Consider the following 26,536-nt stretch of genomic DNA (forward strand, 5'->3'; position numbering starts at 1 on the left):
GCGTCGACCGGGCACCCGCCGGGTCGCCCCGGGCGGGGCGACCCGGGCGGCGTCGCCCGGCGGGCCGGGCTCAGAGCAGCGGCCGGCCCACCACGGCGGCGACCGTCCGGGCGAACTCCTCCAGCCGGGCGATCTGCCCCGCCCCGCCGTCGTCGAGGGTCTTGCCGAAGCGCAGCGCGTCGTGCCGGGGCACCCCGCCGATCTCGTCGCCGGGCGGCGCCTCGTCGAGCGAGGTGAGCAGCAGGTAGACGTCGATGCTGTCGACCCGGATCCGGCCGTCGTCGATGCGGGTGAGCCGCCGCCGGCAGCCGACCTCGGTGACGGTGGAGACCGGCACCACCCGCAGCGACGAGGTCATCGAGCCGGGCGGCCCCTCCCCCGGCGGCACGTCCTCGCCGTGCCAGAGCACGAGGCGGCTGCCGTCGCAGACCACGACCTCCTGCCACACGCCGTTGACCTCGTTGACGAACCGTTCGAGGGTGAAGCCGAGCACGGACGCGCCGCGCAGCACCCCGCCCAGGGCCTCCAGCGCGACGTCCGGGTCCCGCAGGTAGGCCCGCGCCGCCGATTCGAGGTCCGGGTAGGGCGACCAGTCGGGGAAGACCGCCGGCACGTCCTGACCGCCGAAGCCCGGCTGGCTCATCCGGCCACCCCACGCTCCTCCGCCGTGTCGGGCAGCGCCCCGGCGGCCTGGGCGGCGGCGGCCTGGCGGGCCTCGGCGGCCGCGCGCAGCGCCTGCTTGCGTTCGGCGTACGCCTCGGCGCCCTTGCTGGGTTTGCGCCGCCGGGGCGGTGCGGTGACGCCGGGGGCGAGGCGGCGGGCGGAGACGAGGAACGCGGTGTGCGCGATCATCCGGTGGTCGGGGCGCACGGCGAGCCCTTCGGCGTGCCAGTCGCGCACCAGGGACTCCCAGGCGCGCGGCTCGGTCCAGCCGCCGCGCTCGCGCAGCGCTTCCACCAGCTCCGACAGCTGGGGGGTGGTGGCGACGTAGCCGATGAACACCCCGCCGGGCACGAGGGCCCGCTCGACCATGTCGAGGGCCTCCCAGGGGGTGAGCATGTCCAGGATGATCCGGTCGAAGCCGGTCTCCGCGCAGTCGGCGACGTCGCCGACGTGCAGCCGCCACGCCGGGTGCGGGCCGTGGAAGAACGCCTCGACGTTGCGGCGGGCGATCTGGGCGAAGTCGTCGCGCAGTTCGTAGGAGTGCAGTTCGCCGGTGGTGCCGACGGCCCGCAGCAGGGAGCAGCTCAGCGCGCCGGAGCCGGCGCCGGCCTCGAGGACCTTCGCGCCGGGGAAGATGTCGCCCATGGCGACGATCTGCGCCGAGTCCTTCGGGTAGATCACCTGGGCGCCGCGCGGCATGGACAGGACGTAGTCCGACAGCAGGGGGCGCAGCGCGAGGAACGCGGTGCCGCCGCCGGAGGTGGTGACCACGCTGCCGTCGGTCAGCCCGATGAGCGCGTCGTGGGCGAGGATCCCGCGGTGGGTGTGGAACTCCTTGCCGGGCTCCAGGGTGACCGTGTGCATCCGCCCCTTCGGGTCGGTCAGCTGCACCCGGTCGCCGGGGCGGAAGGGGCCCCTGGCGTGGCGGAGGCCCGGCGCGGCGCTGCCGTGGGCCGCCGGCACGGGCGGCGACGCCGGGGTGTCGGCGGACGCCGGCGCGTCGGGGTCGGCCGGGAGGGTGGGGGGATGTGCGGTCACGTGTTCATCTTCCGTTTGGGTTCCAGGAGCTGCGCCAGGTCCGCGATGTGCAGAACGCCGACGACATCTTCGCCTGCCGTCACGACGTACTGTGCGCCCGGGTGGGTCCGCACGGCCTCCATGACCCGTTCCCCGTCGAGGCCGGCCGGCAGGACGGGCAGGCCGGCGAGGGCGCGGGCGACGGCGTCGACGGCGATCCAGGGCCGGCGGGCCGGCGGCACGGCGTCGGCGGCGACGGGGTCGACGAGCGCGACGGGCCGGCCGGCGCCGTCGGTGACGGCGAGCGCGGCGTCGGGGCGGTCGCCCTCGGCGCGGCGGCGCTGCGCCTCGGCCAGCGGGGTGCCGGTGGGTACGGCGAGGACGGGGCGGGCCAGTCGGCGCAGGTCGATCAGCGGGAAGCGGCGGCTGATCCGGGCCAGCCGGATGGACTGGCCCGCCCCGCGCCACAGGGTGACCGCGACGAGCAGCATCAGCGGCAGGGCGAGGGGGGCCAGCAGCCGGTTGACGGTCAGCACGAGCGTGACCGCGACGGTGCCGACGGCGACGGCCCGGCCGACCCAGCCGGCGACCTCGGTGCCGGTGTGCCGGTCGCGGGTGACCGCCCACACGGCGGCCCGCAGGGCGCGGCCGCCGTCGAGCGGCAGGCCGGGCAGCAGGTTGAACAGCGCGACGATGACGTTGCTGACCGCGAGCTGGAAGGCGAGCTGGTTGGTCAGGGTGCCGTCGGGCAGCGCCAACGTGGCGGCGACGGCGGCGGCGCCGAGCACCGCGGAGACGGCCGGGCCGGCCAGCGAGACCAGCAGGTCGACGCGGGGGCTGGGGGCGTCGCGGTCCATCTCCGTGTATCCGCCGAGCAGTTCCAGGGTGATGCCCCGCACGCCGATGCCGTAGCGGCGGGCGGTGAGGGCGTGGCCGAGCTCGTGCAGCAGCACGGAGCCGAGCAGCGACACGACGAACCCGACGCCGATCAGGTACGCGCCGAGCTGGGAGAGGTCGAGCTGGCGGCGGGCGAACTCGGCGTAGGTCACGGTGACCAGCAGGGCCAGCAGCAGCATCGACCCGTTGAGGTGCAGCGGCACGCCGAGGATCCGGCCGACGGTGAGGCCGGGGCGGGTGGGACGGCGCGGCGGTCGGTCGGTCTGCGGCGGCTCCATCGCCCCGATGCTACGGACCCGACGCCGACGGGCACCTGCCGGAGCGGCGCGGTGGGCTTGTCGGACCGGTGGCCTAACCTTCCGGGCATGACGGCGGAACCGGTGATCGACCAGCAGCAGGCGCGGGCCACGGCGGAGGTGCCGGCGACGGTCCGGGCGTCGCTGTCGCCGTCGCGGGCGGCCGACTTCAAGACGTGTCCGCTGCTCTACCGGTTCCGCAGCATCGACCGGCTGCCCGAGCGGCCGAGCGTGGAGCAGGCCCGGGGCACGCTGGTGCACGCGGTGCTGGAGCGGCTGTTCGACCTGCCGGCGGCCGGGCGCACCCCGGAGGCGGCCGGTGACCTGGTGGCCCCGCAGTGGGACCGGCTGGTCACCGAGCAGCCGGAGCTGGCGGCCCTGTTCGACGCCGCCGATCCCGACGGCACGGCGGAGTTCCTGCGGTCGGCGTCCGGGCTGCTGGGGGGCTACTTCGCGGTGGAGGACCCGCGCCGGTTGGAGCCGGCCGAGCGGGAGGCGTTGATCTCGGCGGTGGTCGACGACGAGCTGTTGATCCGGGGCTATCTCGACCGTCTGGACGTGGCCCCCGACGGGGCGCTGCGGGTGGTCGACTACAAGACCGGCGGCGCGCCCCGGGAGGCGTTCGAGGCGCGGGCGTTGTTCCAGCTGAAGTTCTACGCGCTGGTGCTGTGGCGCACCCGCGGGGTGGTGCCGCGGGTGTTGCGGCTGCTCTACCTCAAGGACGCGGAGGTCTGCGACTACGCCCCCGACGCGGAGGAGCTGGCGCGGTTCGAGCGCACCGTGGTGGCGTTGTGGCAGGCGATCGAGGCGGCGACGGCCCGGCAGGATTTCCGGCCCCGGCCGAGCCGGCTGTGCGACTGGTGCAACCACCGGGCGCTGTGCCCGAGTTTCGGCGGGACCCCGCCGCCGTTCCCGGCGGCGGCCGCCTCGGCGGATCCGCTGGTCGACGCCCGGTCGCGGCCCAGCCCGCCCGGCGCGGACGAGTGAGGCTCCTCCCTGAGGAGGAGACCGGGTTCACCGTCGGCGACGATCGATCCCGCGTGGCGGCGGCTAGCGTTCCCCTATGACCGCAGGGTTGAGGGCGTGGCTGCGCCGCCACCGGCTGGCCGCCGACGCGCTGCTCGCCGTCGCCGTGGTGCTGGTGGACGCCCTCTTCGTCCTGCTCACCCCGGTCGACTTCCGGCCCGGCCCGCTGCCGGCGGCGCTGGGGTGGAGCGTGCTGTGTGCCGCCCCGGTGGCGCTGCGCCGGACGGCGCCGTGGCCGGCGGTGGCCGCCGCCGTGGCGACCCTGGCGGTGCCGGTGTTGTTCGGGCACGCCCCGACCACGCAGAGCCTCACCTTCGTCGCGTTGACGTACACGATGGCGGCGCACCACCGGGCGCGCCCGGCGGTGCTGGCCACCGTGGCGCTGTGGGTGCCGGTGGCGGCGGTCAACGTCCTCGACCCGATCGCCGACACGGTCTTCGAGGTGGGCCCGGCCTACCTGGTGCTCAACAACCTGCTCGTCGCCGTGGTGGCGTACGCGGTGGGCCGGGCGGTGCACGCCCGCCGCGCCTCCACCGAGGCGCTGCGGGAACGGGCCCGGGTGGCCGAGCAGAACCAGCGGTCCCTGGCCGAGCAGGCGGTGGCCGACGAGCGGCGGCGCATCGCCCGGGAGCTGCACGACGTGGTGGCCCACCACGTGAGCGTGATGGGGGTTCTCGCCACCGGGGCTCGGCGGGTGCTGCGCCGCGACCCGGACGCCGCCGACGAGGCGATCGCCACGATCGAGGACACCGGCCGGGCGACGCTGCGGGAGCTGCGCCGGCTGTTGGACGTGCTGCGCACCGACGCGGAGCCGGCGGCCGACCTGGCCCCGCAGCCGGGGCTGGCGGGCATCGAGCCGCTGGTGGAGCAGGTGCGCGAGGCGGGGCTGCCGGTGACGTTGCGGGTCGAGGGCGAGCCGGGGTCGTTGGAGGAGGGGGTGGCGTTGACGGTCTACCGGATCGTGCAGGAGGCCCTGACCAACGCCCTCAAGCACGCCGGGGAGGCGACGGCGGTGGTGCGGTTGACGTTCGGCGCGGCGTACCTGGCGGTGGAGGTCACCGACACCGGTCGGGGGCCGGCGCCGGGCGCGGTCCGGGTCGGGCACGGGCTGGTGGGCATGCGGGAGCGGGTGGGGCTCTACGGCGGGACGCTGCGCACCGGGGCCCGGCCCGGCGGCGGCTACCGGGTGTACGCGAGGATTCCGGTGGAGCAGCTCGGGGCGGTGCCGGTGTGACCGGGCCGCGTCACGACCAGCCGGCCGGGCCGGCGCGACGGGGGGACCCAGATGACCGAAGAGGGCGCGACGCCGCCGCGGCCGGTGCGGATCCTGCTCGCCGACGACCAGCCGCTGCTGCGCACCGGGTTCCGGATGGTGTTGGGCTCCGAGGAGGGGCTGGACATCGTGGCCGAGGCCGGCGACGGCGTGGAGGCGGTGGACCTGTCCCGCCGGCTGCTGCCGGACGTGGTGCTGATGGACATCCGGATGCCCCGGATGGACGGGGTGGCCGCGACCCGGGCCATCGTCGAGGCCCGGCTGCCGGTGCGGGTGCTGATCCTGACGACGTTCGACCTCGACGAGTACGTGGTGGGGGCGCTGCGCGCCGGGGCCAGTGGTTTCCTGGCCAAGGACGTGCCTGCGGAGGACCTGGTGACCGCGATCCGCACGGTCGCCGCCGGGGAGGCGGTGGTCGCCCCGCGGATCCTCAAGCGGCTGCTGGACCGCTTCGCCGACTCGCTGCCCGATCCGGCGGCGACGCCGCCGCGGGCGCTCGGCACGCTCACCGAGCGCGAGCGGGAGGTGCTGGTGCAGGTGGCGCGGGGGCTGTCCAACGCGGAGATCGCCCGGGAGTTGACGGTCAGCGAGACGACGGTGAAGACCCACGTCGGGCACGTGCTGACGAAGTTGGGGCTGCGTGACCGGGTGCAGGCCGTGGTGCTCGCGTACGAGTCGGGTCTGGTGCGGCCCCGGGGGTAGCCGTTGACCTGGTGAGGCGGGGGCGTAGCGGTCAGGGGCAACCCTGAGCCGGCATCGGGGCCCACCCGCAGCGGGAAATCCGCTGTGGGTCCGCCCGAAGTCGGAGGGTTCGGCGCCGCGGGGGCCTGAGGATGGGCACATGCCCGCACCGGGCCAGCGGGGGCCGGTGCGGCCCACCCGACGGAAGAGGTAGATGACGTGACCGCGACGACAGGCCGCCAGGCGCAGGCCGCGGCCCGCGCAAGCGACGTGTGGAAGGTGTACGGCAGCGGCGAGGCGCAGGTCGTCGCGCTGCGGGGGGTGAGCGCCGAGTTCGAGCGGGGCAGGTTCACCGCGATCATGGGCCCGTCGGGGTCGGGCAAGTCGACGCTGATGCACTGCCTGGCGGGCCTGGACTCGGTGACCCGGGGCACGGTGGCGATCGGCGACACGACGGTGACGGGGCTCGGCGACGCGGGGCTGACGAAGCTGCGCCGCGACAAGGTGGGCTTCATCTTCCAGCAGTTCAACCTGCTGCCGACGCTGACGGCGAAGGAGAACATCCTGCTGCCGTTGTCGATCGCCGGGCGCAAGCCGGATCCGGCCTGGTACGACGTGGTGATCGCGACGGTGGGGTTGCGCGACCGGCTCGACCACCGCCCGGCGCAGCTCTCCGGCGGTCAGCAGCAGCGGGTGGCGTGCGCGCGGGCGCTGGTCGCCCGCCCCGAGGTGATCTTCGCCGACGAGCCGACGGGCAACCTGGACTCCCGCTCCGGCGCGGAGGTGCTGAGCTTCCTGCGCAACTCGGTGCGCGAGCACGGCCAGACGATCGTCATGGTGACCCACGACCCGACGGCCGCCGCGTACGCCGACCGGGTGGTGTTCCTCGCCGACGGGGAGATCGTGTCGGAGCTGATCGAGCCGACGGCCGACACGGTGCTGGACACGATGAAGAAGCTGGACGTCCCCGCCGCGACCGAGGTGGGCAACTGATGTTCCGGGCGACCATGAAGAGCCTGCTGGCGCGCAAGGTGCGCCTGGTCCTGTCCGGCCTGGCGGTGGTGCTCGGCGTCATGTTCGTCTCCGGGGCGTTCGTGCTCACCGACACCCTCGGCCGGTCCTTCGACGCGGTGTTCGCCGACGCGTACGCGGGCGTCGACGTCAACGTGGCCGCGAAGCCGAAGCTGGAGGTGGGCGAGGGCGAGGGCGAGCAGGTGTCCACGCCGTTCGCCGCGGACGTGGTGGACCGGGTGCGGGCGGTGCCGGGGGTGGCGGCTGCCACGGGTCGGGTCAACGCCGACGGGGCCCGGCTGATCGGCAGCAACGGCAAGGTGGTCACCTCGTTCGGTCCGCCGCAGCTCGGCGTGAACTGGGCGGGCGAGTCCGACCTGGTGCGGCTGCGCGAGGGGCGCGGTCCGCAGGCCGACGACGAGATCGCGGTGAACGCGGCGTTGGCGGAGGCCGCGAAGGTGAAGGTGGGTGACCGGGTCGGCGCGCTGACCGCGTTCGAGTCGAAGCGGCGCGAGTTCACCCTGGTGGGGGTCTTCGGCTACAGCAGCGGCCGGGACACCATCGGCGGCGCGAACGAGGTCGCGTTCACCACGCCCGCCGCCCAGCGGCTGATGCTCGGCAAGCCCGGCACGTTCAACAACGTCACCGTACGGGTCGCCGACGGGGTGCGCCCGGAGACGGTGCGCGACGACGTGGCCCGCACGCTGGGCGCCGGCTTTGACGTGAAGACCGGCGAGGAGCTCTCCGCCGCCTCGTCGGCCAGCCTCAAGGAGGGGCTGTCGTTCTTCAACAAGGTGCTGCTCGGCTTCGCCGCGGTGGCGCTGTTGGTGGGCACGTTCCTGATCCTCAACACGTTCTCGATCATCGTGGCGCAGCGGACCCGGGAGCTGGCGCTGATGCGGGCCATCGGCGCGAGCGGGCGGCAGATCATCGGTTCGGTGGTGCTGGAGGCCCTCGCGGTCGGCCTGATCGCCTCGGTCCTCGGGCTGGGCGCGGGCGTCGGGGTGGGCGCGCTGCTGGCCTGGGCGTTCGGCCGGTTCGCCGGAGGGCTGGAGCTGGCCGGGATCGGCGTTCCGCCGCAGGCGGTGGTCGGCGCGTTCGCCGTCGGCATGCTGATCACGGTCGTCGCGGCGCTGCTGCCGGCGCTGCGGGCGGCGCGCATCCCGCCGATCGCGGCGATGCAGGACGTGGCCACCCCGGACCGGCCGCTGACGAAGATCACGGTGTCCGGGGCGGTGGTCACCGCCCTCGGCGGCGGGCTGCTGGCCGTCGGCCTGACCGGCAACGCGGGCGGGGCCACGCTGACGGTGATCCTGGCCGGGGTGCTGTTCACGTTCATCGGGGTGGCGCTGCTGACCCCGCTGATCAGCCGCCCGGTGGTGTCGCTGCTCGGTGCGTTGTTCGCCTGGTCGGTGCCGGGCCGGCTGGGCCGGCTCAACTCGGGGCGCAACCCGCGCCGCACGGCGATCACCGCCGCCGCGCTGATGGTCGGCATCGCCCTGGTGACCGGGGTGACGGTGATCCTGGACTCGGCGAAGTCGAGCATCTCCGCCTCGGCGGAGCGCACCGTCGACGCGCAGTTGGTGATCTCCGGGGAGCAGACGGGGCCCCGGCCGCCCACGTTCGACGCGTCGGTGGTGGACAAGGCCGCCGCGCTGCCGGGGGTGGACGCGGTGCTGGGCGTCTACAACGACAACGCGATCGTCGACGGCGACCGGACGTACGTGGTGGCGCTGACCGACCTGGCCGCGATGGCCCGCATCTACGGCACCGTGCCGCAGTCGGGCACGGCCGCCACCCTCAAGCCGGACCAGGTGGCGCTGAGCGTGTCCGGCGCGAAGGAGCTGGGCAAGTCGGTCGGTGACCGGCTGACCGCGCAGTTCGCCCGGGGCGAGGGGCCGCACACGTACACGGTGGCGGCGGTGCTGCCCGACGAGCAGTCCATCGGGTCGATCATCCTGCCCGGGCAGGCGGGGCCGGAGTTCACCAACCCGGAGCCGTTCACGGCGCTGGTGCGGCTGACCCCGGGCACGCCGGTGTCGCAGGTGCAGCCGCAGCTCGACGCGCTGGTGGCCGACAACCCGGAGGTGTCGGTGGCCGACCGGGCCAGCTACATCGAGCAGCAGACCAGCGGTTTCGACACCCTGCTCACGATGATCCAGATCCTGTTGGCGCTGGCCATCGTGATCGCGGTGCTGGGCATCATCAACACCCTGGCGCTGTCGGTGCTGGAACGCACCCGGGAGCTGGGGCTGCTGCGGGCGATCGGGCTGCGCCGGGCGCAGACCATGCGGATGATCACCGTGGAGGCCGTGGTGATCTCCGTGTTCGGCGCGCTGCTCGGCGTCGCCGTCGGCACCGGCCTCGGCGCGGCGGTGGTCCGCGCGCTGAAGGACGAGGGGATCACCGACCTGGTGCTGCCGTGGTCGCAGATGGGGATCTTCCTCGGCCTGGCCGCGGTGATCGGGGTCGTCGCGGCGGCGCTGCCGGCGGTCCGCGCCGCCCGGATCAACGTCCTGGGCGCGATCGCCCACGACTGACGTGCAAGGAAGGGCCCCCTGTTAACACATTCTGCATAGCAGGGGGCCCTTCTTAACGCCGGGCGCCGGGCGGGTGCCCACGGCGGACGCCGGGCCGGGTGCCCACGGCGGGCCCCGGGCCGGGCACCCACCGCGGCGGGCGACGGGCCAAGCCCGCCGGGGCTACGACGGGATCGGCTGCCCCGGCAGGCTCGTCCGGGCCCGGCTCCGGGCAGCCGGGACCAGTCCCACCGTGAGGGCCAGCGCCACCAGCAGCGCGCTGACCCACAGCGGGGACCGGTAGCCGAGGCCCACGCCGATCGCGGCGCCGCCCAGCAGGGGACCGACGGCCGCGCCCACGTTGAGGGCGGCGGTCGCGAAGGAGCCACCCAGCGACGGCGCGTCGGCGGCCCGGTAGAGCACCAGCGTGATCAACGTGGCCCCGACGGCGAACGACAGCGCCCCCTGCACGAGGACGAGCAGCAACGCCACCGGGGCGATCGCGGCGGTCGCCGCGAGCAGCAGCCAGCCGGCGAGCAGGGCCAGGCCGCCGGGCACCAGGATCCGCATCGGCCGGGTGTCCGACAGCCGGCCGGCGACGGTGACTCCGACGAAGGATCCCAGGCCGAAGACCGCGAGCAGCGCCGGCACCCACGCCCTGCCGTACCCGCTGACCTCGGTGGCCAGCGGGGCCAGGTAGGTGAAGGTGCAGAAGGTCGCGCCGTTGACCAGCGCGGCCAGGGCCAGGGTCACGGCCAGTCGGGGACGGCGCAGCGCGCGCAGTTCCCGCCGCGCGTCGGGCAGGGGGCGCCCGGGGGCGTCGGCGGCACGGAACGCAGGATCGCGACGGCGGCGGGCACCGAGACGGCGGCCACCGCCCAGAACGCCGTACGCCAGCCCCACAGGTTTCCGAGCACGGCGCCGGCGGGCACCCCCGCGACGCAGGCGAGGGTGACGCCACCGAGCAGCACGGAGGCGGCCCGGCCCTTGGCGTGTGGCCCGGCCAGGCCGACCGCCGTGGCGAGCCCCACGGCCAGGAACCCGGCGTTGGCCACGGCACCGACGACGCGGGTGGCCAACAGGACACCGAAGCTGCCGGTGACCGCCCCGACGACGTGGGCGGCGATGAAGGCGGTCAGGAAGACCAGCAGCGCCCATCGTCTGGGCCAGCGCAGGCTGAGCACGGCCATCAGCGGCGCCCCGATGATCATTCCGGCGGCAAAGGTCGAGGTGAGCGTGCCGGCTGCCGGGACGGAGACCCGCAGGTCGGCGGCGATGTCCGGGATCAGGCCGGCCAGCATGAACTCGGAGGTTCCCTGGGCGAAGACGGCGAGCCCGAGGATGTAGATCACAACTGGCATGACGACTCCACAACCGCGTCGTGGGTGGATGGCGGGGACGCGGCGGGCCACGGCGCGGCGGATCGGTCCAGCCGGGCACCCGGGCACCGCCACGCGAGGCGACCGGAAGCCACGGCAGCACGGGCCCGATCAGGTCAGGGCGGCGGCTACGGCATCCCGGGCAACAGCGGCGGCGTGGGTGACGGCACGGCGACAAGGCGCGCTGGCTCAGCCTGCGCTGAGCTTCACCGCGCCCTTGTCGGGGCCAGCCACCGCGCAGCGGTGGCTAGCGTCTGGATGCCTCGGGGCCGGACACGCAGCGGAGCCTAGTTGCCGCGCGGAGCACCGTCAACGGAGATCGACGCAGGCGCGGGGAGGCCGGCGGTCAGGCGGGCGGCTCGCCGAGCAGGGCGGCGAGCAGTTCCAGGTCCGCGCCGGTCAGGCTGTCGAGCTGGTGTACGCCGTCGGTCGGCGCGATCGGCACCTCCGCCGGCACCGCCAGCACGGCCGCCCCGGCGGCGAGGGCACTGGCCACCCCGGGCGGGGAGTCCTCGATCGCCACGCACCGGGCGATCGGCACGCCGAGCAGCCGGGCGGCCGTCAGGTACGGCTCCGGGTGCGGTTTCGCCGCGTCCACCTCGTCGCCGCAGACCACCACGTCGAAGCTGTCCCGGCCCAGGGTGTCCAGCGCCACCTCCACGAGCGGGCGGCCGCTGGAGGTGACCAGGGCGGTGGGGATGCCCGCCGCGCGGACCGCGCGCAGCAGCGCCAGCGCGCCGGGCCGCCAGCGCAGCCCGGTGCGGAACAGCTCCAGGATCCGGGCGTCGATCCACGCCGCGCTGACCTGCGGGTCGCGGTGCGGCTGGCCGAGGTCGTCGTGCAGGATCCGCATCGCGTCGGCCATGCTGTTGCCGATGAGCGCCTTGCGGCCGGCGTCGGAGAGGGTGGTGCCGTATTCGGCGGCGAGCTCGCGCAGCGCGACGTCCCACAGTTTCTCGCTGTCGACCAGGGTGCCGTCCATGTCGAAGAGCACGGCGGCGGGGTGGTGGCTGCTCAGGGGGTCCTCCAGGCGTCGCGGGGTCGACCCGATCCTCGCAGCCGGCCCGCCCCGGCCGGGACCCGGTCCCCGCCCCTGTCCACGCCCGGCGGTCCCGTTGCCGCCCCGGCGGCCGGCCCGCGGGTGCGCCGTCAGCCCAGGTTGCAGGCCGCGAGGCCCTGTTCGTACCCGCGGAAGAAGTGGTCGGTGCGTTGCTCGGCGGTGCCGTGCGCCCCCTCGGCGAACCACGGCTGGTCGGGGTCGTCGCCGACGGCGAGCAGCCCCTCCCGGAACTCGTCGAGGTCGCCGTCCTCCAGCCGCAGGTGACCGGCCTCGATCGAGCCGCCGATGTACGCCCCGGCCATGCAGTCGGCCTGCAGCTCCTGCTGAATGGTGAACTGGGCGCGGATGCCGAGGCGCACCTGGATGCCGTGGGCGTACTCGTGGCCGAGCAGGTAGTAGAGGAACGCGTCGCCGACCTGCCGGAACGCCGCGACGGACCAGCGGACGTCGTAGGCGATGAAGTCGCCCGCCGAGCAGTACACGGCGTTGTTGCGGGGCAGGGCCTGCCCGGCGCAGGAGACCTCGCCCTCCCGCTGGTAGGGCACGACCCGCCGCACCGGCTGGAACCGCCGGCCCGACGCCCGGAACTGCGCGGTCCAGTAGATCTCGGCCTTGTCCACCGCGACGGCCATGTCCTCCTGGAACTCGGCCACGCTGGTGGTGCCGTCGGCGCGGGTCTGCTCCCCCTGCGGCGAGCTGGGCTGGCGGGTCGACCGGGGCAGGGGTTGCTGCGGCGCGCCTTCGTTCACCCCGCCGACCACGCAGCCGCTGGCCAGCACCAACGCGGCCAGCAGCCCGGCCAGCGGGCCGCCGGGCCGACGTCCCGACCGTGCCGTCACAGTGCCTCCCCGGCTCGTCCGACCGGTCCACTCCCCGGCTCCCTGTCGATCATGCCCGGCCGGCGACACGGTGACCATCCCCGATCGCGGTCGACCGGCCCGCACCCGTGGGCCGCACGCGTGGGCCGGGCCGGCGCGCGGCCCTCAGGGGTGGCGGCGAGGGATCAGGGGCTGGCGGCGAGGAAGACGAACGCGGCCAGCAGGACCAGGTGCACGCCGCCCTGCAGCAGGGTGGCCCGGCCCGGCACCACGGTCAGCACGCCGGTGACGACGGTCAGCGCCAGCAGGGTCAGCTGGGTGCCGCCGAGCCCGAGCAGCAGCGGCCCGTCGAGCCAGATGGAGGCGATCGCGATGGCGGGGATGGTCAGGCCGATGCTGGCCATGGCCGAGCCGAGGGCCAGGTTGAGGCTGATCTGCACCCGGTCGCGGCGCGCGGCACGGGCGGCGGCGAGGGTCTCGGGCAGCAGCACCAGCAGCGCGATCACCACACCGACGAAGGCCTGCGGCAGGTTCGCCGCCGACACCCCGGCCTCGATCGCCGGGGACACCATCTTCGCCAGGCCCACCACGGCGATCAGCGCCACCAGCAGCATGATCAGGCTGGCCAGGGCGGCGCCGGCCGAGGGCGGGTCGGCGTGCCCGTCCCCGTCGGCGTCGGCGACGGTCCCGTCGGAGGTGACCGGCAGGAAGTAGTCGCGGTGCCGGCCGGTCTGCACGAGCACGAACAGCCCGTACAGGGCGAGCGAGGCCACGGCGGCGAAGACGAGCTGCGGGGTGGAGAACTCGGGGCCGGGCCGGCTGGTGGTGAAGGTCGGCACGACCAGGCTGAGGGTGGCCAGGGTGGCCACGGTGGCCAGGGCACCACCGGTGCCCTCTGGGTTGAACACCGCCACCCGGCGGCGCAGCGCCCCGAGCAGCAGCGACAGGCCGAGGATGCCGTTGCAGGTGATCATGACGGCGGCGAAGACCGTGTCCCGGGCCAGCGACACCGTCTTGTCCCCGCCGCTGATCATCAGGGTGACGATCAGGGCCACCTCGATCACCGTGACCGCGACGGCGAGGACCAGCGAGCCGAACGGCTCCCCCACCTTGTGGGCGACCACCTCCGCGTGGTGCACGGCGGCGAGCACCGCCCCGGCGAGGAACGTCGCGACCACCCCCACGACCAGCGGGGGCAGTTCCCTGCCCCAGGTCAGAGCCAGGATCACCACGGCCAGCACGGGCACGGTGAGGGTCCAGTCGGTGACGCGGGAGCGCAGGACGGCAAGCATGGGGTCAACCCTGCCAGAAACCGCGATCATCGCCCACAGTTCGGGACGCGGCCCGGCCCCGTGCCGCGCCGCCTGCGACTGGGCCGTTTCGGTCACCGTGGATACCCGGCAATGATGCCCGGCAATACGGGAATGCCCCGCCGGCCAGGGCTTCCCGCATTCCGGAAGCAGGAAATGAACAAGCCTCACGACTGATGTACGGCACCGCCACCGGTCGATAGGTTGTGACGCCCCCGAGTACCGGAGTCACACCATGTCATCTGGCGCCGCAACGCCACTGATCTCCGTCATCGTCCCCACCTACAACCGTTCGCCCCTGCTGCGCGGCACCCTGACCGCGCTCGCCGGCCAGCGGATGCCCGCCGAGCGGTACGAGGTCGTCGTCGCCGACGACGGCTCCACCGACGACACCCGGCAGGCCGTCGCCGCGTTCGCCGACCGGCTCCGCCTGCGCTACCACTTCCAGCCCGACCTCGGCTTCCGCGCCGCCGCCGCCCGCAACGCCGGCGCCCGGCTGGCCACCGGCGACGTCCTCGCGTTCGTCGACACCGGCGTGCTGCCCGGCCCCGACTTCCTCACCGCTCACCTCGCCGCCCACGCCCGCCCCGGGCCGCCCCGCGCCGTCCTCGGCTACACCTTCGGCTACCAGCCCGGCGACCCCGTCCCCGGGCTGGAGGCCGCGACCCGCGACCGCACCCCCGAGGAGATCGTCCGCACGTTCGGCGCGCTGCCCTCCTTCCAGGACGGTCGGCACGCCACCTTCGCCAGCACCGCCTTCGACCTGTCCCGCGTCCCCCTGGCCTGGCAGCTGTTCTGGTCGCTCAACTGCTCCGTGCCGGCCGCCGACTTCCACGCCGTCGGCGGCTTCGACGAGGACTTCCGTTCCTGGGGCGGCGAGGACATCGAACTCGGGCTGCGCCTGGACCGCCACGGGCTCGCCTTCGAGGTCAGCCGCGAGGCGTGGGCGGTGGACAGCCCCCACCCCCGGGAGGCCGCCGTCGACACCGGCGACGACCCCAGCAACGTCCTGACCATCCTGCGCAAGCACCCCGAACCGATGCTGGAGCTGCTCTGGGCCTGGTTCGCCCGGCACCTGCCCCAACTGGAGGACACCCGCGCCTGGCACCTGCGCCAGGAACTGCCCGCCATCCGCCGGGCCGTCAACCGGGTCCGCGCCCTCGACGTCACCGCCGAACTGGCCCGGCTGCGCGACACCGTGCCGCCCGGCACCCGCATCGCCGTGTTCGGCTGCGGGGGCGAACTACCGCCCGGGTTCCCGCCCGCCCACCTGTTCGACTACGACGAGACGCTGATCGCCAGGCTTTCCGACGATCCGGCGCGCTCCGCCCACCACGCCCTCGGCATCCGCACCGTCCTGCCCGACGACGCCGTCGACGTCGTCTGGCTGACCTCCCGGATGACCCCGCTGTGGCGGCGCTGGCGCGCTCACCTCCTCGCCGAGGCCCGCCGCATCGGCGGCTCCGTGCAGGGCCCACTGGTGCAGGGGCCGCTGGTGCAGGTGGCCGCCGCCGCATCCATCGCGGCCGGCTGACCGGCCCGTCCCGCCGCGTGCCGCCGGCCGGCCCCCGCGCCGGCCGGCGGCACGCCACCCGGCCACTGGCCGGCCCTCAGCCCCGAGGCATGCGCCAGATCCGCAGCTCGGTGTCCGGCGCCCGCTCGGCGAACCATCCCCCGGACGATGCCGCCGAGAGCAGGGCCCGCAGGTCGGCGTCGAACTCCGCCAGCCGCGGCCCGAACAGGTGCGGGGCCCCGTCCGAGCGCGAGTGCACCCACGCCACCACGTCGTCGACCGACCGCCGCACCACGACGCCGGAGGGCACCCGCAGCCGCGTGGGGCCCGCGAACCCCGCCCCGGCCAGGACCCGTTCCTCGCCGCCCGGCGTCCCGTCCGGCAGGAACCCCCGACCGGCCCGCCGCACCGGCCCGAGCCAGCGGCGCACCAGCTCGGCGACCGCCTCGTACGGGGGCACCGGATCCGGCAGCCCCTCCGTCGACAGCGGTTCCTTGGCGTCGGCGACGTGCACGAACGCCCCGCCCGGCGGCAGCATCCCCCGCACCGTCGCGGCGACGGTGTCCTGCACCATCCAGTGGAACGACTGCGCGAACACCACCACCCGGAACACGCCCAGCCCGGCGGGCAGGTCCTCGGCCCGCGCCCGTACCCACCGGATGGTGCCCACGCCGTCGCGCGCGGCCCGCAGCCGCGCCCGGGCCAGCATCCCGGCGTCGGGGTCCACGCCCACCGTCTCGGCGAAGCAGCCCGCCAGCGGCACGGCCACCGTCCCCGGGCCGCACCCCACGTCCAGCAGCCGCCCCGACCCGTCGAGACCCAGCTCGCCGGCCAGCGCCGCCACGAATCCCGCCGCGTAGGGCAGGCGGCCCCGCTCGTAGTGCGCGGCGGCGCCCGCGAACAGCGACTCGTCCCACGTCCACCCGTCGGTCACGGCCGCACCCTACCGGCCGTCGAGACCACCAACGGCACGCTCACCCGCTCCGCAGCGGCCAGCCGGGATCGTTCCGATCGGGTGCGGTGGGCTGGGCTGTGGTATTCCACAGGTGCAGTTCCGTGGCGGCGCGCAGAACGTCGCGGGCGGCGGTCGCCGCCGGGCAGCCCGCCGTGCGGCAGACCGGGCAGCGTCCGTCGAGCCCGGGGCGGTGGTCGCGCAGGACCCAGCGGGCGGTGAGGATCAGCCGGTTGCGGATCTGCGCCAGGGACAGGAACGGCGCGGTCATCGGATCAGGCCGATCACCGTGGCCAGGTGCGCGGCGCCGGCCGGCGCCGGGCCGCCCCGGGCCACCTCGGCGATCACCGTACGCGCCGACGGCCGCACCCGGACCTCGGCCGGCGCGATCCGGTCCGCCTCGACCAGGGCGCGGCCCGGGTGACGACCGCCCACGCCAACCCCGAGGAGCTGCGCGCGATCTGCCGCGACACGCTGGCGGAAGCACGGCGGCTGGGGGTGAAGACGCCCCGGCTGGAGGCCGCCGAGCCCTACTTCACCGACGGTCACCTGGCGTTGAAGTAGTTCGCCTCCGGGTGGTGCACCACGATCGCGTCCGTCGCCTGCTCCGGCACCAGCTGGAACTCCTCCGACAACTGCACCCCGATCCGCTCCGCGCCCAGCAGGTCCACGATCTTCGCCCGGTCCTCCAGGTCCGGGCAGGCCGGGTAGCCGAACGCGTACCGGCAGCCCCGGTAGTCGGTGCGCAGCAGGCCCGCCAGGTCCGCCGGGTCGTCGTCGGCCACCGTACGGCCGCCCGGCAGCGTCAGCTCCGCGCGGATCCGCCGGTGCCAGTACTCCGCCAGGGCCTCGGTGAGCTGCACCGACAGGCCGTGCACCTCCAGATAGTCCCGGTAGGAGTTCCCGGCGAACATCTTCGCCGTGTAGTCGCTGATCGGCTGCCCGACCGTCACGAGCTGCAACGCCACCACGTCCAGGCCGTCGCCGCGCGGCCGGAAGAAGTCCGCCAGGCACAGCCGCCGCTCCTGCCGCTGCCTCGGGAACGAGAACCGGGCCCGCTCGGCGCGCCCGTCCTCGTCGAGCACCACCAGGTCGTTGCCCTCCGAGTACGCCGGGAAGTAGCCGTACACCACGGCCGCCTCCAGGACCTTGTCGGCGGTCAGCCGGTCCAGCCAGTACCGCAGCCGGGGCCGACCCTCGGTCTCCACCAGCTCCTCGTACGACGGGCCCTTGCCGCCCCGCGCGCCCCGCAGCCCCCACTGCCCCAGGAACGTCGCCCGCTCGTCCAGCAGCGCCGCATAATCCGCCAGCGGCACCCCCCGCACCACCCGCGTGCCGAGGAACGGCGGCGTCGGCACCTCCACGTCGACCGCCACGTCCGAGCGCACCGACGCGTCGTCCAGCCCCGGCAGCGCCTGCCCGACCGTCGCCCGCTGCCGCTCCCGGCGCTGCCGCCGCGCCGCCAGGGCCGCCTCCCGCTGCGGGTCCACCACCGGCGCGCCGCCCCGCTTGGCCGTCATCACCCGGTCCATCAGCGACAGCCCCTCGAACGCGTCCCGGGCGTAGTGCACCTGACCGGGGAACGCCGCCCGCAGGTCGTCCTCCACGTACGCCCGGGTCAGTGCCGCCCCACCGAGCAGCACCGGCCAGCGCTGCGCCACCCCGCGCTCGGCCATCTCGGCCAGGTTCTCCTTCATGATCACCGTGCTCTTGACCAGCAGCCCCGACATGCCGATCGCGTCGGCCCGGTGCTGCTCGGCCGCGTCGAGGATCGCCGAGATCGGCTGCTTGATGCCGATGTTGACCACCTCGTAGCCGTTGTTGGACAGGATGATGTCCACCAGGTTCTTGCCGATGTCGTGCACGTCGCCCTTGACGGTGGCCAGCACGATCCGGCCCTTGCCGCCGTCGTCGGCCTTCTCCATGTGCGGCTCCAGGTAGGCCACCGCCGTCTTCATCACCTCGGCCGACTGCAGCACGAACGGAAGCTGCATCTGGCCCGAGCCGAACAGCTCCCCGACCACCCGCATGCCGTCCAGCAGCAGGTCGTTGATGATCGACAGCGGCGACCGGCCCCCGGCCATCGCCACGTCGAGGTCGGCCTCCAGGCCGTTGCGCTCGCCGTCGACGATCCGCCGCCGCAGCCGCTCGTCCAGCGGCAGCGCCGCCAGCTCCTCCGCCCGGGTGGCCCGCGCCGACGACGCGTCCACCCCCTCGAAGACCTCGATGAACCGCTGCACCGGGTCGTGGCCGGCGCGCCGCCGGTCGTACACCAGGTCCAGCGCGGCCTCGCGCTGCTCGTCGGGGATCCTCGACATCGGCAGGATCTTGCTGGCGTGCACGATCGCCGACGTCAGCCCCGCCCGCACGCACTCGTGCAGGAAGACCGAGTTGAGCACCTGCCGGGCCGCCGGGTTCAGCCCGAACGACACGTTCGACACGCCGAGGGTGAAGTTGACCCCCGGCCAGCGCCGCGCGATCTCCCGGATCGCCTCGATCGTCTCGACGCCGTCGCGGCGGGTCTCCTCCTGGCCGGTGGCGATCGGGAACGTCAACGCGTCGATCAGGATGTCGGACCGGCGCAGCCCCCACCGCCCGGTCAGGTCCTCGATCAGCCGCTGCGCGACCCGCACCTTCCACTCGGCCGTGCGGGCCTGCCCCTCCTCGTCGATGAGCAGCGCCACCACCGCCGCCCCGTGCTCGACGACGACCGGCATCACCCGGGCGTAGCGGGAACCCGGCCCGTCGCCGTCCTCGAAGTTGACCGAGTTGACCACGCACCGCCCGCCGAGCATCTCCAGCCCGGCCTCGATCACCGCCGGCTCGGTCGAGTCCAGCATGACCGGCAGCGTGGACGCGGTGGCGAACCGCCCGGCCAGCTCCCGCATGTCCCGGGTGCCGTCGCGGCCCACGTAGTCCACGCACAGGTCCAGCAGGTGCGAGCCGTCCCGGGCCTGGCTGCGGGCGATCTCCACGCACGCCTGCCAGTCGCCGGCGAGCATCGCCTCCCGGAACGCCCTCGACCCGTTGGCGTTGGTGCGCTCCCCCACCATCAGGACGCTGGCGTCCTGCGCGAACGGCACATGGTGGTAGATCGAGGAGACCCCGGCCTCGGCGCGCGGCTCGCGGGCACCCGGCCGCGCGCCGCGCAGCCGCTCGGCGACCAGCCGGATGTGCTCCGGCGTCGTCCCGCAGCAGCCGCCGACCAGCGCCACCCCGTACTCGGCGACGAACCGCTCCAGCGCGTCGGCCAGCTCCACCGGGGTCAACGGGTAGACCGCGCCGTCGGCGGTGAGCTGCGGCAGGCCGGCGTTCGGCATCACCGACAGCGGCACCCGCGCGTGCTGGGACAAATAGCGCAGATGCTCGGTCATCTCCGCCGGGCCCGTCGCGCAGTTCAGCCCGATCAGGTCGATGCCCAGCGGCTCCAGCGCGGTCAGCGCCGCGCCGATCTCGCTGCCCAGCAGCATCGTGCCGGTGGTCTCCACCGTGACGTGGCAGATCAGCGGCACGCGCCGCCCGGCCTCGGCCATCGCCCGCCGGGACCCGACCACCGCCGCCTTCACCTGCAGCAGGTCCTGGCAGGTCTCGACGATCAACGCGTCCACGCCACCGGCGAGCAGGCCCGCCGCGTTTTGCTGGTACGCGTCGCGCAGCGTCGCGTACGCGGCGTGCCCGAGGGTGGGCAGCTTCGTGCCGGGGCCGATCGCACCGAGCACGAACCGGGGCCGCTCGGCGGTGCCCCACGCGTCGGCGGCCTCCCGGGCGAGCCGCGCGCCGGCCTCGGACAGCTCCCCGATCCGGTGCTCGATGCCGTATTCGCCGAGGTTGGCCAGGTTGGCGCCGAAGGTGTTCGTCTCGACGCAGTCCGCGCCCGCCGCGAGGTAGGCGTCGTGCACCCCGCGGACGACGTCCGGGCGGGTGACGTTGAGGATCTCGTTGCAACCCTCGTGCCCCTCGAAGTCGTCCAGGGTCAGCTCGGCCGCCTGGAGCATCGTCCCCATCGCGCCGTCGGCGACGAGAACCCGCTCCGCCAGCACGTCCAGCAGCGAAGTCCCCACCCCACTCAGGGTAGTGCGAGGATCCGGCGGTGGGGGCGGGCCGCGACGCACCGGGGGCCCGCGGGCCGGACCGGCGCGGCCGACGGGCCGCATCCGGCCCCGACACGTAGGCTGACGGACGTGAAGGACATCAGGGACGTCACCGGGCCCGGCAGGCGGACGACCGGGCCGCAGCCCGGGACCGCCCGCCGACGACAGGGTGAGGTGACGGCATGACCGAGTTCGACGGACTGCCGGTGCTGCGGTCCCCCGTGGCCATCGCCGCTTTCGAGGGCTGGAACGACGCTGCGGACGCCTCCACCGCAGCGGTCGAGCACCTGGAACAGGTCTGGCAGGCGCGGCAGGTCACCGAGCTGGACCCGGAGGACTTCTACGACTTCCAGGTCAGCCGGCCGACGATCACGATGGCCGACGGCGAGACCCGCCGCGTCGAGTGGCCCACCACCCGGTTCATGGTGGCCAGCCCGGAGGGCACCGAGCGGGACGTGGTGCTGATCCGGGGCATCGAGCCGAGCATGCGCTGGCGCACGTTCTGCGAGCAGGTGCTGGAGATCTGCCACAGCCTGGAGGTCGAACGGGTGGTGCTGCTCGGCGCGCTGCTGGCCGACGTGCCGTACACCCGGCCGTTGCCGATCAGCGGCAGCGCCTCCGACGCGGAGGCGGCGCGGCGCTACCAGCTCACCCCCACCCGCTACGACGGCCCCACGGGCATCGTCGGGGTGCTGCACGACGCCTGCACGCGCGCCGAGGTCGACGCGGTGTCGTTCTGGGTGCACGTGCCGCACTACGCCAACAACCCGCCCTGTCCCAAGGCCACCCTCGCGCTGCTGCACCGGGTCGAGGAGGTGCTCGACCTGCCGGTGCCGATGGCCGACCTGGCGGAGGAGGCGGCGGAGTGGGAGCAGCGGGTGCGCGGGGCCGCCGAGCAGGACGCCGAGCTGGGGGAATACGTGCGCGAGCTGGAGGAACGCGTCGGCGACGCGGGCATCACCCCGCTGACCGGCGACGAGATCGCCCAGGAGTTCGAGAAGTACCTGCGCCGGCGCGGCGGCTCGGCCGGCCCGACGGCCGGCTCCTGGTAGCCGCGCTTCTCCGGGCAGCCACGCTGCTCCGAAAGCCCCCGGACCGGACCGGTCCGGGGGCTTTCGCGTGTCCGGGGTGGCGCGCTCACATCCTCTAGGGCATCCTAGGAACCTAGCTGTGATCTCCAGGAGGAGCCATGCAGATCAACCCGGGTGCGGCCGAGTTCCCGCACCGGCAGATCGCCGCGCAGCTCAAGGCCCAGGTGCGCCGCGGCGACTGGGGGCCGGGCGAGCGACTGCCGTCCATCCCGGCCATCGCCGAGATGTTCGGCGTCGCCAAGCAGACCGTGCAGCGCGCCGTCGACCAGCTGCGGGTCGAGGGCATCCTGATCACCAAGCCCGGCTCCGGTACGTACGTCAGAGGCACCCGGCGCCGGCTCAACCGCCTCTCCCGGGGCCGGTACGGCGGCTTCCGCGGCTACCACACCGATCTGGCCGCCCGCTACCGTCAACAGCTCGTCTCGGTCGGCCGCGCCCCCGCCCCGCCCGAGGTGGCCGACGCGTTCGGCGTCGCCGACGGCACCGAACTGCTCTGCCGCCGCCACCTCGTACGCACCGAGGACTCCCCCGTCGAGGTGGGCGCCTCCTGGTTCCTGCCGGCCGACACCGCCGGCACCACCCTGGAGCGGGGCGAGGCGTTCGGCCGGCCCCTCTACCAGGAGGCGGAGGAGGCCACCGGCCGGCAGTACGTCACCGCCACCGACACCATCACCGCCCGCCAGCCCAGCCGGGAGGAGGCGGAGACCCTCCAGATCCGCCCCGACACCCCCGTGCTGCACCTGCTGCACGTCGCCTACGACGTCCGGCGCAAGCCCATCGAGGTCGCCCAGGCCACCTGGCCCGGCCCGATGACGACGCTCACCGAGGAATACAAGATCCCGTCCCCCACCCCGGACCCCGACCCGGACCCGGGCCTGATCCTGGGCTGACCCCACCCTGCCCCCCGCCCCCGCCGCCCGCCCCGGTGATCAAGAGGTTGCGTCATCGCCGAGATCAACTTTGACGCTTTTCTCTTGATCACCGACCAGAGCGGGGGTGGGGGTTAGAGGCGGAGGCCGAGGAGGGCGTCGACGGTCGTGGCGAAGAGGGCCGGGGCCTCGGGGTCCGGGCCCTCCCCGGCGAGGGCACGCTCTGCCCAGTCGTCGGCGAGCGCGAGCGCGCCCGGGGTGTCCAGGTCGTCGCCGAGGCGCTCGCGTACCCCCGCCAGGAAGTCGTCGCCGGACGGCCCGGACGGCGCGGCGGCGGCCCGCCGCCAGCGGGCCAGGCGCTCCTGCGCGGCCACGAGCAGCTCGTCGGTCCAGGTGCGGTCGGCGCGGTAGTGGCCGGCCATCAGCCCGAGCCGCACCGCCATCGGATCCACCCGGTCGGCCCGCAGCCGGGAGACGAAGACCAGGTTGCCCTTGGACTTCGACATCTTCTCGCCGTTCAGGCCGATCATGCCGGCGTGCACGTAGTGGGTCGCGAACGGCGACCGGCCGGTGAGCCGCTCGGCGTGCGCGGCGGAACACTCGTGGTGCGGGAAGAGCAGGTCGTTGCCGCCGCCCTGCACGTCGATCGACTCGCCGAGCAGGTTCAGCGCGATCACCGCGCACTCGATGTGCCAGCCGGGCCGGCCCGGGCCGAGGTCGCCGCCGGGCCAGGACGGCTCGCCCTCGCGGGCGCCGCGCCACAGCAGCGGATCGAGGGGGTCGCGCTTGCCGGCCCGCTCCGGGTCGCCCCCGCGCTCGGGGAAGATCTCCAGCATCTCGGCCCGGGACAGGTTGGACTCGTAGCCGAACTCGGGCGCGGCGGCGACGTCGAAGTAGACGTCCCCGGTGCCGTCGTCGAGCCGGTACGCGGCCCCGTCCTTGAGTAGGGTGAGAACCTTGTCGGCGATGTCGGGGATCGACTCGACCGCGCCGACGTAGTGCGCCGGCGGGATCATCCGCAGCGCCTCCATGTCCTCGCGGAACAGCGCGGTCTCCCGCATGGCCAGGACCTTCCAGTCCTCGCCGTCGCGCTCGGCCCGCTCCAGCAGCGGATCGTCGATGTCGGTGACGTTCTGCACGTAGCGCACCGTCAGGCCGGCGTCGAGCCACATCCGCTGCACCAGGTCAAAGGTGATCATGGTGGCGGCGTGGCCGAGGTGCGTGGCGTCGTACGGGGTGATGCCGCAGACGTACATGGTGGCCACGTCGCCAGGTCGACTGGGATGGGCACCGCGTCGCGCCGAGTCGAACAATGTCAGCGGGCCGCCCCTGCCGGGCAGCCGTGGCACCTCATGTCCCGTCCAAGACTCCATGACCGTCAGCCTAGCCAGCCGCCCCGCGCGCCGGACCCACCCCACGGGTGACCAACGCGACAACCGCTCGCGCCCCTGGTGACCGCCCTGGCGGGCCTGCCGGACCGACGGCTGCATCGGCGGCTCGCACTGACCTGGCTACGTCGGCGGCGTGGACCGACGGCTACATCGGCGGCCAGGGCATCGCCGGCCAGTCCTGCGGCGGCTGGGGGAACCGGCCACCGTCGCGCAGCCGGCCCACCCGGGTCGCCAGCTCGGCGACCTCGCGGATCGTCAGGTGCCCGGCCAGCTCCTCGCCCAACTCCCCGCCGAGCCGGACGGTCAGGTCGGCGAGCATCTCCAGGGCGTCCGGCGGCAGCTCCCGGCCGGCCCAACCCCAGAGCACGGTGCGCAGCTTGTCCTCCACGTGGAAGCTCACCCCGTGGTCGACGCCGTAGAGCCGGTCGTCCGCGCCGAGCAGCACGTGGCCGCCCTTGCGGTCCGCGTTGTTGATGACCGCGTCGAGCACCGCCAGCCGGGCCAGGCGCGGATCGTCGGCGTGGGCCAGTGCGTACGCGGCACCGTCGTCGTCCCGGGCCGCCGCGACCGGGAACCAACGCGGCGGCACCGCCTCCGCCGGCACGAAGCCGACCAGCGGCTCGGCGTCGTCGGGCTCGTCGATCCACAGTTGACAGGAGCCCGGCCCGAACGGGCCGTCGCGCAGCACCGTCGGCGGGACCAGGTCCCAGCCGGTGGCGCGGGAGACCAGGTACGCCGAGACCTCCCGACCGGCGAGGGTGCCGTCCGGGAAGTCCCAGAGGGGACGCTCGCCGCGCACCGGCTTGTAGACGCAGCGGGCGCTCACCCCGTCGAGGGTGAGCGCACCGAGCAGCGTCGCGTTCGACGCGTCGACCAGGCGGCCTTCGACGGTCAGCTCACCGTCGCGGAGCAGCCGTAGCGTCGCCACGTCGTCCTGCCGACGTTCGAGTTCGGACGAGGTCACCGGTGATAACCGTTGTGCCGCGGGCAGAGGTGCCCGGCGGGATCCAGCGGCTGGCCGCAGAGCGGGCAGGGCGGGCGACCGGCGTTGACCACCCGGCGGGCCCGCTCGATGAACTCGCGGGTCGCCTCGGGGGTCAACCGGACGCGCAGCCGGTCCAGGTCATCGTCGTCCTCGTCGTCGTCCTCGTCGTCCTCGTCCTCGTCGCCACCCAGCTCGACCTCGGTCTCCGCCTCGCCAGCGGCGATCGCCTCGATCACGACGGTCGCGGTGTCGACGTCGAAGGCCAGGCCGAGGGTGCCGACGCGGAACTCCTCGTCGACCGGCGTGTCCAGCGGGTCGTTGTCGCCCACCGACGTCACCGCTTCGGGCAACTGCACGCCGAAGCGGCGCTGCGCCTCGGTGAGCAACTCCTCCAGCTTCTCGGCGAGCAACGACACCTGGACCTTCTCCAGCGCGACGCTGACCAGCCGGCCTCCGCCGCGGGCCTGCAAGAAGAACGTGCGCTCCCCGGGCGCCCCGACGGTCCCGGCGACGAACCGCTCCGGCGGCTCGAAGGCGTGCACCTGGTGGGTCATACCCACGACCCTATCCGGCGTGCCACAGCGTCGCGCACCCCACCGACCCGGAATCGCGCGCCCGCGCCGCGCCCGTCCTGCCACCCGGGCCGACCGACCGGGAGGACGCCCGCCGTCGGCCTCACCGCCCGGCCCCCGCTCCCCCGCCGACCGCCGCGTCGGACTCCGCCGGCCGCGTGGCCCGCCGCCGACGCCGGCGCGGCGGCGGCACCAGCCCGGCCAGGTCACCGCCGGTGTCGTTGAGCCGCAGCAGGAAGGGCCGCAGCGGCGTGTACCGGATCGCCGTGACCGACGCCGGGTCCGCGACGATGCGCTGAAAAAGATCAAGGTGTACGCCGAGCGCGTCCGCGACGATGGCCTTGATCACATCGCCGTGGCTGCACGCCAACCAGACCGCCTCGGGCCCGTGCTCGGCGGTGATCCGGGCGTCCCAGGAACGCACCGTGGCGACAGCTCGGGCCGCCATCGCCGCCATGGCCTCCCCGTCGGGGAAGACGACGGCGCTCGGGTGCTGCTGGACCACCGGCCAGAGCGGTTCCTTGGCGAGCTTCTTGAGCGGCTGTCCCTCCCAACTGCCGTACCCGCACTCGATCAGCCCCTCGTCCACCGTCGGCGCGGCCTGCGGCAGGGCCAGTTCCAGGGTCTGCCGGCACCGGACCAGCGGGCTGGTCACCACCGCCGCGAGGGGCAGCCCGCGCAGCCGCTCACCCACCGCGCTCGCCTGGGCCCGGCCCGTGTCGTCCAGCTCGACGGGCTGCCGTCCGGCGAGACCGCCGTCGGCGTTCGCGGTGGTGCGGCCGTGCCGCAGGAGGAGAAGAGTCGCCACGCTGCCCACCCTAGGCGGTACGGACCGGGACGCGGCGAGAGGTTGATCGACTCCGTGTCGGCGACATGGCGGCATCAACGCGCCGGGACACCCCCACCTGCCCGGCATCCCGTCACGCGACCGCCCGATTGGGTGGTTTGTCCGGGCGTGGCTGGGTTGATCGACTTCATGTCGGGCGGGTGGGGGTATCCCGCGGCGTTGATACCCCCACCTGCCCGACATGCCGTCAGCCCTCCGCCGGAATGGGCGGATTGTCCCGGCCCGGCGGGGTGTGTGGGGCGGGGTGGCGTGGGGCGGGGTGGGGGCGGGGTGGG

The 26,536-nt window shown here is 74.5% G+C and carries 23 protein-coding genes and 1 pseudogene; 9 read left to right on the forward strand and 15 right to left on the reverse strand.

Going from position 1 to position 26,536, the window contains the following annotated elements; genetic code table 11:
• Positions 1 to 70: 70 nt before the first annotated feature.
• Genes GA0070558_RS16430 through GA0070558_RS16440 form a run of 3 tightly spaced genes read right to left on the reverse strand, consistent with a single transcriptional unit; the run spans position 71 to position 2,789 of the window.
• On the reverse strand, positions 71 to 643 hold the full coding sequence (locus GA0070558_RS16430; RefSeq protein WP_091280698.1) for a hypothetical protein: 573 nt from the start codon (positions 641 to 643) through the stop codon (positions 71 to 73).
• Entirely contained in the window at positions 640 to 1,701 is a 1,062-nt protein-coding gene (locus tag GA0070558_RS16435; protein ID WP_439709606.1) for a tRNA (adenine-N1)-methyltransferase, read from the reverse strand. Before GA0070558_RS16435 ends, GA0070558_RS16430 begins: the two co-directional genes overlap by 4 nt.
• Positions 1,698 to 2,789: a M50 family metallopeptidase gene (locus tag GA0070558_RS16440; RefSeq protein WP_439709607.1), complete on the reverse strand. Its 1,092-nt coding sequence runs from the start codon at positions 2,787 to 2,789 to the stop codon at positions 1,698 to 1,700. Before GA0070558_RS16440 ends, GA0070558_RS16435 begins: the two co-directional genes overlap by 4 nt.
• 153 nt (positions 2,790 to 2,942) lie before the next feature.
• On the opposite strand from GA0070558_RS16440, the gene GA0070558_RS16445 reads away from it, so the two are divergent.
• The 5 genes from GA0070558_RS16445 to GA0070558_RS16465 all read left to right on the forward strand — a co-directional run bounded on the left by GA0070558_RS16445 (position 2,943) and on the right by GA0070558_RS16465 (position 9,404).
• Positions 2,943 to 3,860: a RecB family exonuclease gene (locus tag GA0070558_RS16445; protein WP_077939986.1), complete on the forward strand. Its 918-nt coding sequence runs from the start codon at positions 2,943 to 2,945 to the stop codon at positions 3,858 to 3,860.
• Positions 3,861 to 3,936: 76 nt separating this feature from the next.
• Positions 3,937 to 5,133 carry a sensor histidine kinase gene (locus GA0070558_RS16450; protein ID WP_091280704.1) on the forward strand — a complete coding sequence of 399 codons (1,197 nt, stop codon included), beginning with the start codon at positions 3,937 to 3,939 and terminating at the stop codon, positions 5,131 to 5,133.
• A gap of 51 nt (positions 5,134 to 5,184) precedes the next feature.
• Positions 5,185 to 5,874, forward strand: a complete 690-nt coding sequence (locus GA0070558_RS16455; RefSeq protein ID WP_091280708.1) for a response regulator — start codon at positions 5,185 to 5,187, stop codon at positions 5,872 to 5,874.
• Positions 5,875 to 6,072: 198 nt separating this feature from the next.
• The gene (locus GA0070558_RS16460; RefSeq protein ID WP_077939983.1) at positions 6,073 to 6,846 is read left to right on the forward strand and encodes an ABC transporter ATP-binding protein; all 774 of its coding nucleotides are present in this window, start codon (positions 6,073 to 6,075) and stop codon (positions 6,844 to 6,846) included.
• Positions 6,846 to 9,404 carry an ABC transporter permease gene (locus GA0070558_RS16465; protein ID WP_091280712.1) on the forward strand — a complete coding sequence of 853 codons (2,559 nt, stop codon included), beginning with the start codon at positions 6,846 to 6,848 and terminating at the stop codon, positions 9,402 to 9,404. The genes GA0070558_RS16460 and GA0070558_RS16465 overlap by 1 nt, the downstream gene beginning before the upstream one ends.
• 162 nt (positions 9,405 to 9,566) lie before the next feature.
• Here GA0070558_RS16465 and GA0070558_RS34995 read toward each other — a convergent pair.
• From GA0070558_RS34995 to GA0070558_RS16485, 4 genes and pseudogenes are all read right to left on the reverse strand, one after another.
• Positions 9,567 to 10,744 (reverse strand): annotated as a pseudogene (locus GA0070558_RS34995) (Cmx/CmrA family chloramphenicol efflux MFS transporter).
• A 364-nt stretch (positions 10,745 to 11,108) separates the two neighbouring features.
• Positions 11,109 to 11,756 (reverse strand): HAD family hydrolase, encoded by a 648-nt coding sequence (locus tag GA0070558_RS16475; RefSeq protein WP_091280716.1) that lies wholly within the window; start codon positions 11,754 to 11,756, stop codon positions 11,109 to 11,111.
• 155 nt (positions 11,757 to 11,911) lie between these two features.
• A complete protein-coding gene (locus GA0070558_RS16480) occupies positions 11,912 to 12,739 on the reverse strand; it encodes a neutral zinc metallopeptidase (protein WP_305119944.1) in 828 nt (275 codons plus the stop codon).
• An 86-nt stretch (positions 12,740 to 12,825) separates the two neighbouring features.
• Positions 12,826 to 13,932: a calcium:cation antiporter gene (locus GA0070558_RS16485; RefSeq protein WP_077939978.1), complete on the reverse strand. Its 1,107-nt coding sequence runs from the start codon at positions 13,930 to 13,932 to the stop codon at positions 12,826 to 12,828.
• A 253-nt stretch (positions 13,933 to 14,185) separates the two neighbouring features.
• On the opposite strand from GA0070558_RS16485, the gene GA0070558_RS16490 reads away from it, so the two are divergent.
• Positions 14,186 to 15,484: a glycosyltransferase gene (locus tag GA0070558_RS16490; protein WP_091280721.1), complete on the forward strand. Its 1,299-nt coding sequence runs from the start codon at positions 14,186 to 14,188 to the stop codon at positions 15,482 to 15,484.
• Positions 15,485 to 15,560: 76 nt separating this feature from the next.
• Here GA0070558_RS16490 and GA0070558_RS16495 read toward each other — a convergent pair whose 3' ends face one another.
• Genes GA0070558_RS16495 through GA0070558_RS33425 form a run of 3 tightly spaced genes read right to left on the reverse strand, consistent with a single transcriptional unit; the run spans position 15,561 to position 16,850 of the window.
• Positions 15,561 to 16,397 carry a class I SAM-dependent methyltransferase gene (locus tag GA0070558_RS16495; RefSeq protein WP_091280723.1) on the reverse strand — a complete coding sequence of 279 codons (837 nt, stop codon included), beginning with the start codon at positions 16,395 to 16,397 and terminating at the stop codon, positions 15,561 to 15,563.
• Positions 16,398 to 16,437: 40 nt separating this feature from the next.
• On the reverse strand, positions 16,438 to 16,686 hold the full coding sequence (locus GA0070558_RS16500; protein WP_091280725.1) for a hypothetical protein: 249 nt from the start codon (positions 16,684 to 16,686) through the stop codon (positions 16,438 to 16,440).
• The gene (locus tag GA0070558_RS33425) at positions 16,683 to 16,850 is read right to left on the reverse strand and encodes a hypothetical protein (RefSeq protein ID WP_176734233.1); all 168 of its coding nucleotides are present in this window, start codon (positions 16,848 to 16,850) and stop codon (positions 16,683 to 16,685) included. The genes GA0070558_RS16500 and GA0070558_RS33425 overlap by 4 nt, the downstream gene beginning before the upstream one ends.
• On the opposite strand from GA0070558_RS33425, the gene GA0070558_RS33430 reads away from it, so the two are divergent.
• A complete protein-coding gene (locus GA0070558_RS33430) occupies positions 16,836 to 16,979 on the forward strand; it encodes a hypothetical protein (RefSeq protein WP_176734224.1) in 144 nt (47 codons plus the stop codon). The two genes, GA0070558_RS33425 and GA0070558_RS33430, sit on opposite strands and share 15 nt — an antisense overlap.
• Here the strand turns inward: GA0070558_RS33430 and metH are convergent.
• Positions 16,961 to 20,476, reverse strand: a complete 3,516-nt coding sequence (gene metH / locus GA0070558_RS16510; RefSeq protein ID WP_176734234.1) for a methionine synthase — start codon at positions 20,474 to 20,476, stop codon at positions 16,961 to 16,963. The two genes, GA0070558_RS33430 and metH, sit on opposite strands and share 19 nt — an antisense overlap.
• A 212-nt stretch (positions 20,477 to 20,688) precedes the next feature.
• Here metH and GA0070558_RS16515 point away from each other — a divergent pair, with 212 nt between their 5' ends.
• Both GA0070558_RS16515 and GA0070558_RS16520 read left to right on the forward strand, forming a co-directional pair.
• Positions 20,689 to 21,558, forward strand: a complete 870-nt coding sequence (locus GA0070558_RS16515) for a PAC2 family protein (RefSeq protein ID WP_043968784.1) — start codon at positions 20,689 to 20,691, stop codon at positions 21,556 to 21,558.
• Positions 21,559 to 21,695: 137 nt separating this feature from the next.
• Complete coding sequence (locus GA0070558_RS16520) at positions 21,696 to 22,487, forward strand: GntR family transcriptional regulator (protein WP_091280730.1); 792 nt, start codon at positions 21,696 to 21,698, stop codon at positions 22,485 to 22,487.
• A 113-nt stretch (positions 22,488 to 22,600) separates the two neighbouring features.
• On the opposite strand, the gene mshC is transcribed toward GA0070558_RS16520, so the two are convergent.
• The 4 genes from mshC to GA0070558_RS16540 form a co-directional block, all read right to left on the reverse strand.
• Entirely contained in the window at positions 22,601 to 23,839 is a 1,239-nt protein-coding gene (mshC, locus tag GA0070558_RS16525; RefSeq protein WP_091280734.1) for a cysteine--1-D-myo-inosityl 2-amino-2-deoxy-alpha-D-glucopyranoside ligase, read from the reverse strand.
• Positions 23,840 to 24,002: 163 nt separating this feature from the next.
• Positions 24,003 to 24,821 carry an SCO1664 family protein gene (locus tag GA0070558_RS16530; RefSeq protein ID WP_091280737.1) on the reverse strand — a complete coding sequence of 273 codons (819 nt, stop codon included), beginning with the start codon at positions 24,819 to 24,821 and terminating at the stop codon, positions 24,003 to 24,005.
• The gene (locus GA0070558_RS16535) at positions 24,818 to 25,396 is read right to left on the reverse strand and encodes a DUF3090 domain-containing protein (protein ID WP_091280740.1); all 579 of its coding nucleotides are present in this window, start codon (positions 25,394 to 25,396) and stop codon (positions 24,818 to 24,820) included. The genes GA0070558_RS16530 and GA0070558_RS16535 overlap by 4 nt, the downstream gene beginning before the upstream one ends.
• Before the next feature lie 121 nt (positions 25,397 to 25,517).
• Positions 25,518 to 26,231 (reverse strand): histidine phosphatase family protein, encoded by a 714-nt coding sequence (locus GA0070558_RS16540; protein ID WP_091280743.1) that lies wholly within the window; start codon positions 26,229 to 26,231, stop codon positions 25,518 to 25,520.
• Positions 26,232 to 26,536: the final 305 nt, after the last annotated feature.

This window comes from Micromonospora haikouensis (assembly GCF_900091595.1).
GTDB lineage: Bacteria > Actinomycetota > Actinomycetes > Mycobacteriales > Micromonosporaceae > Micromonospora > Micromonospora haikouensis.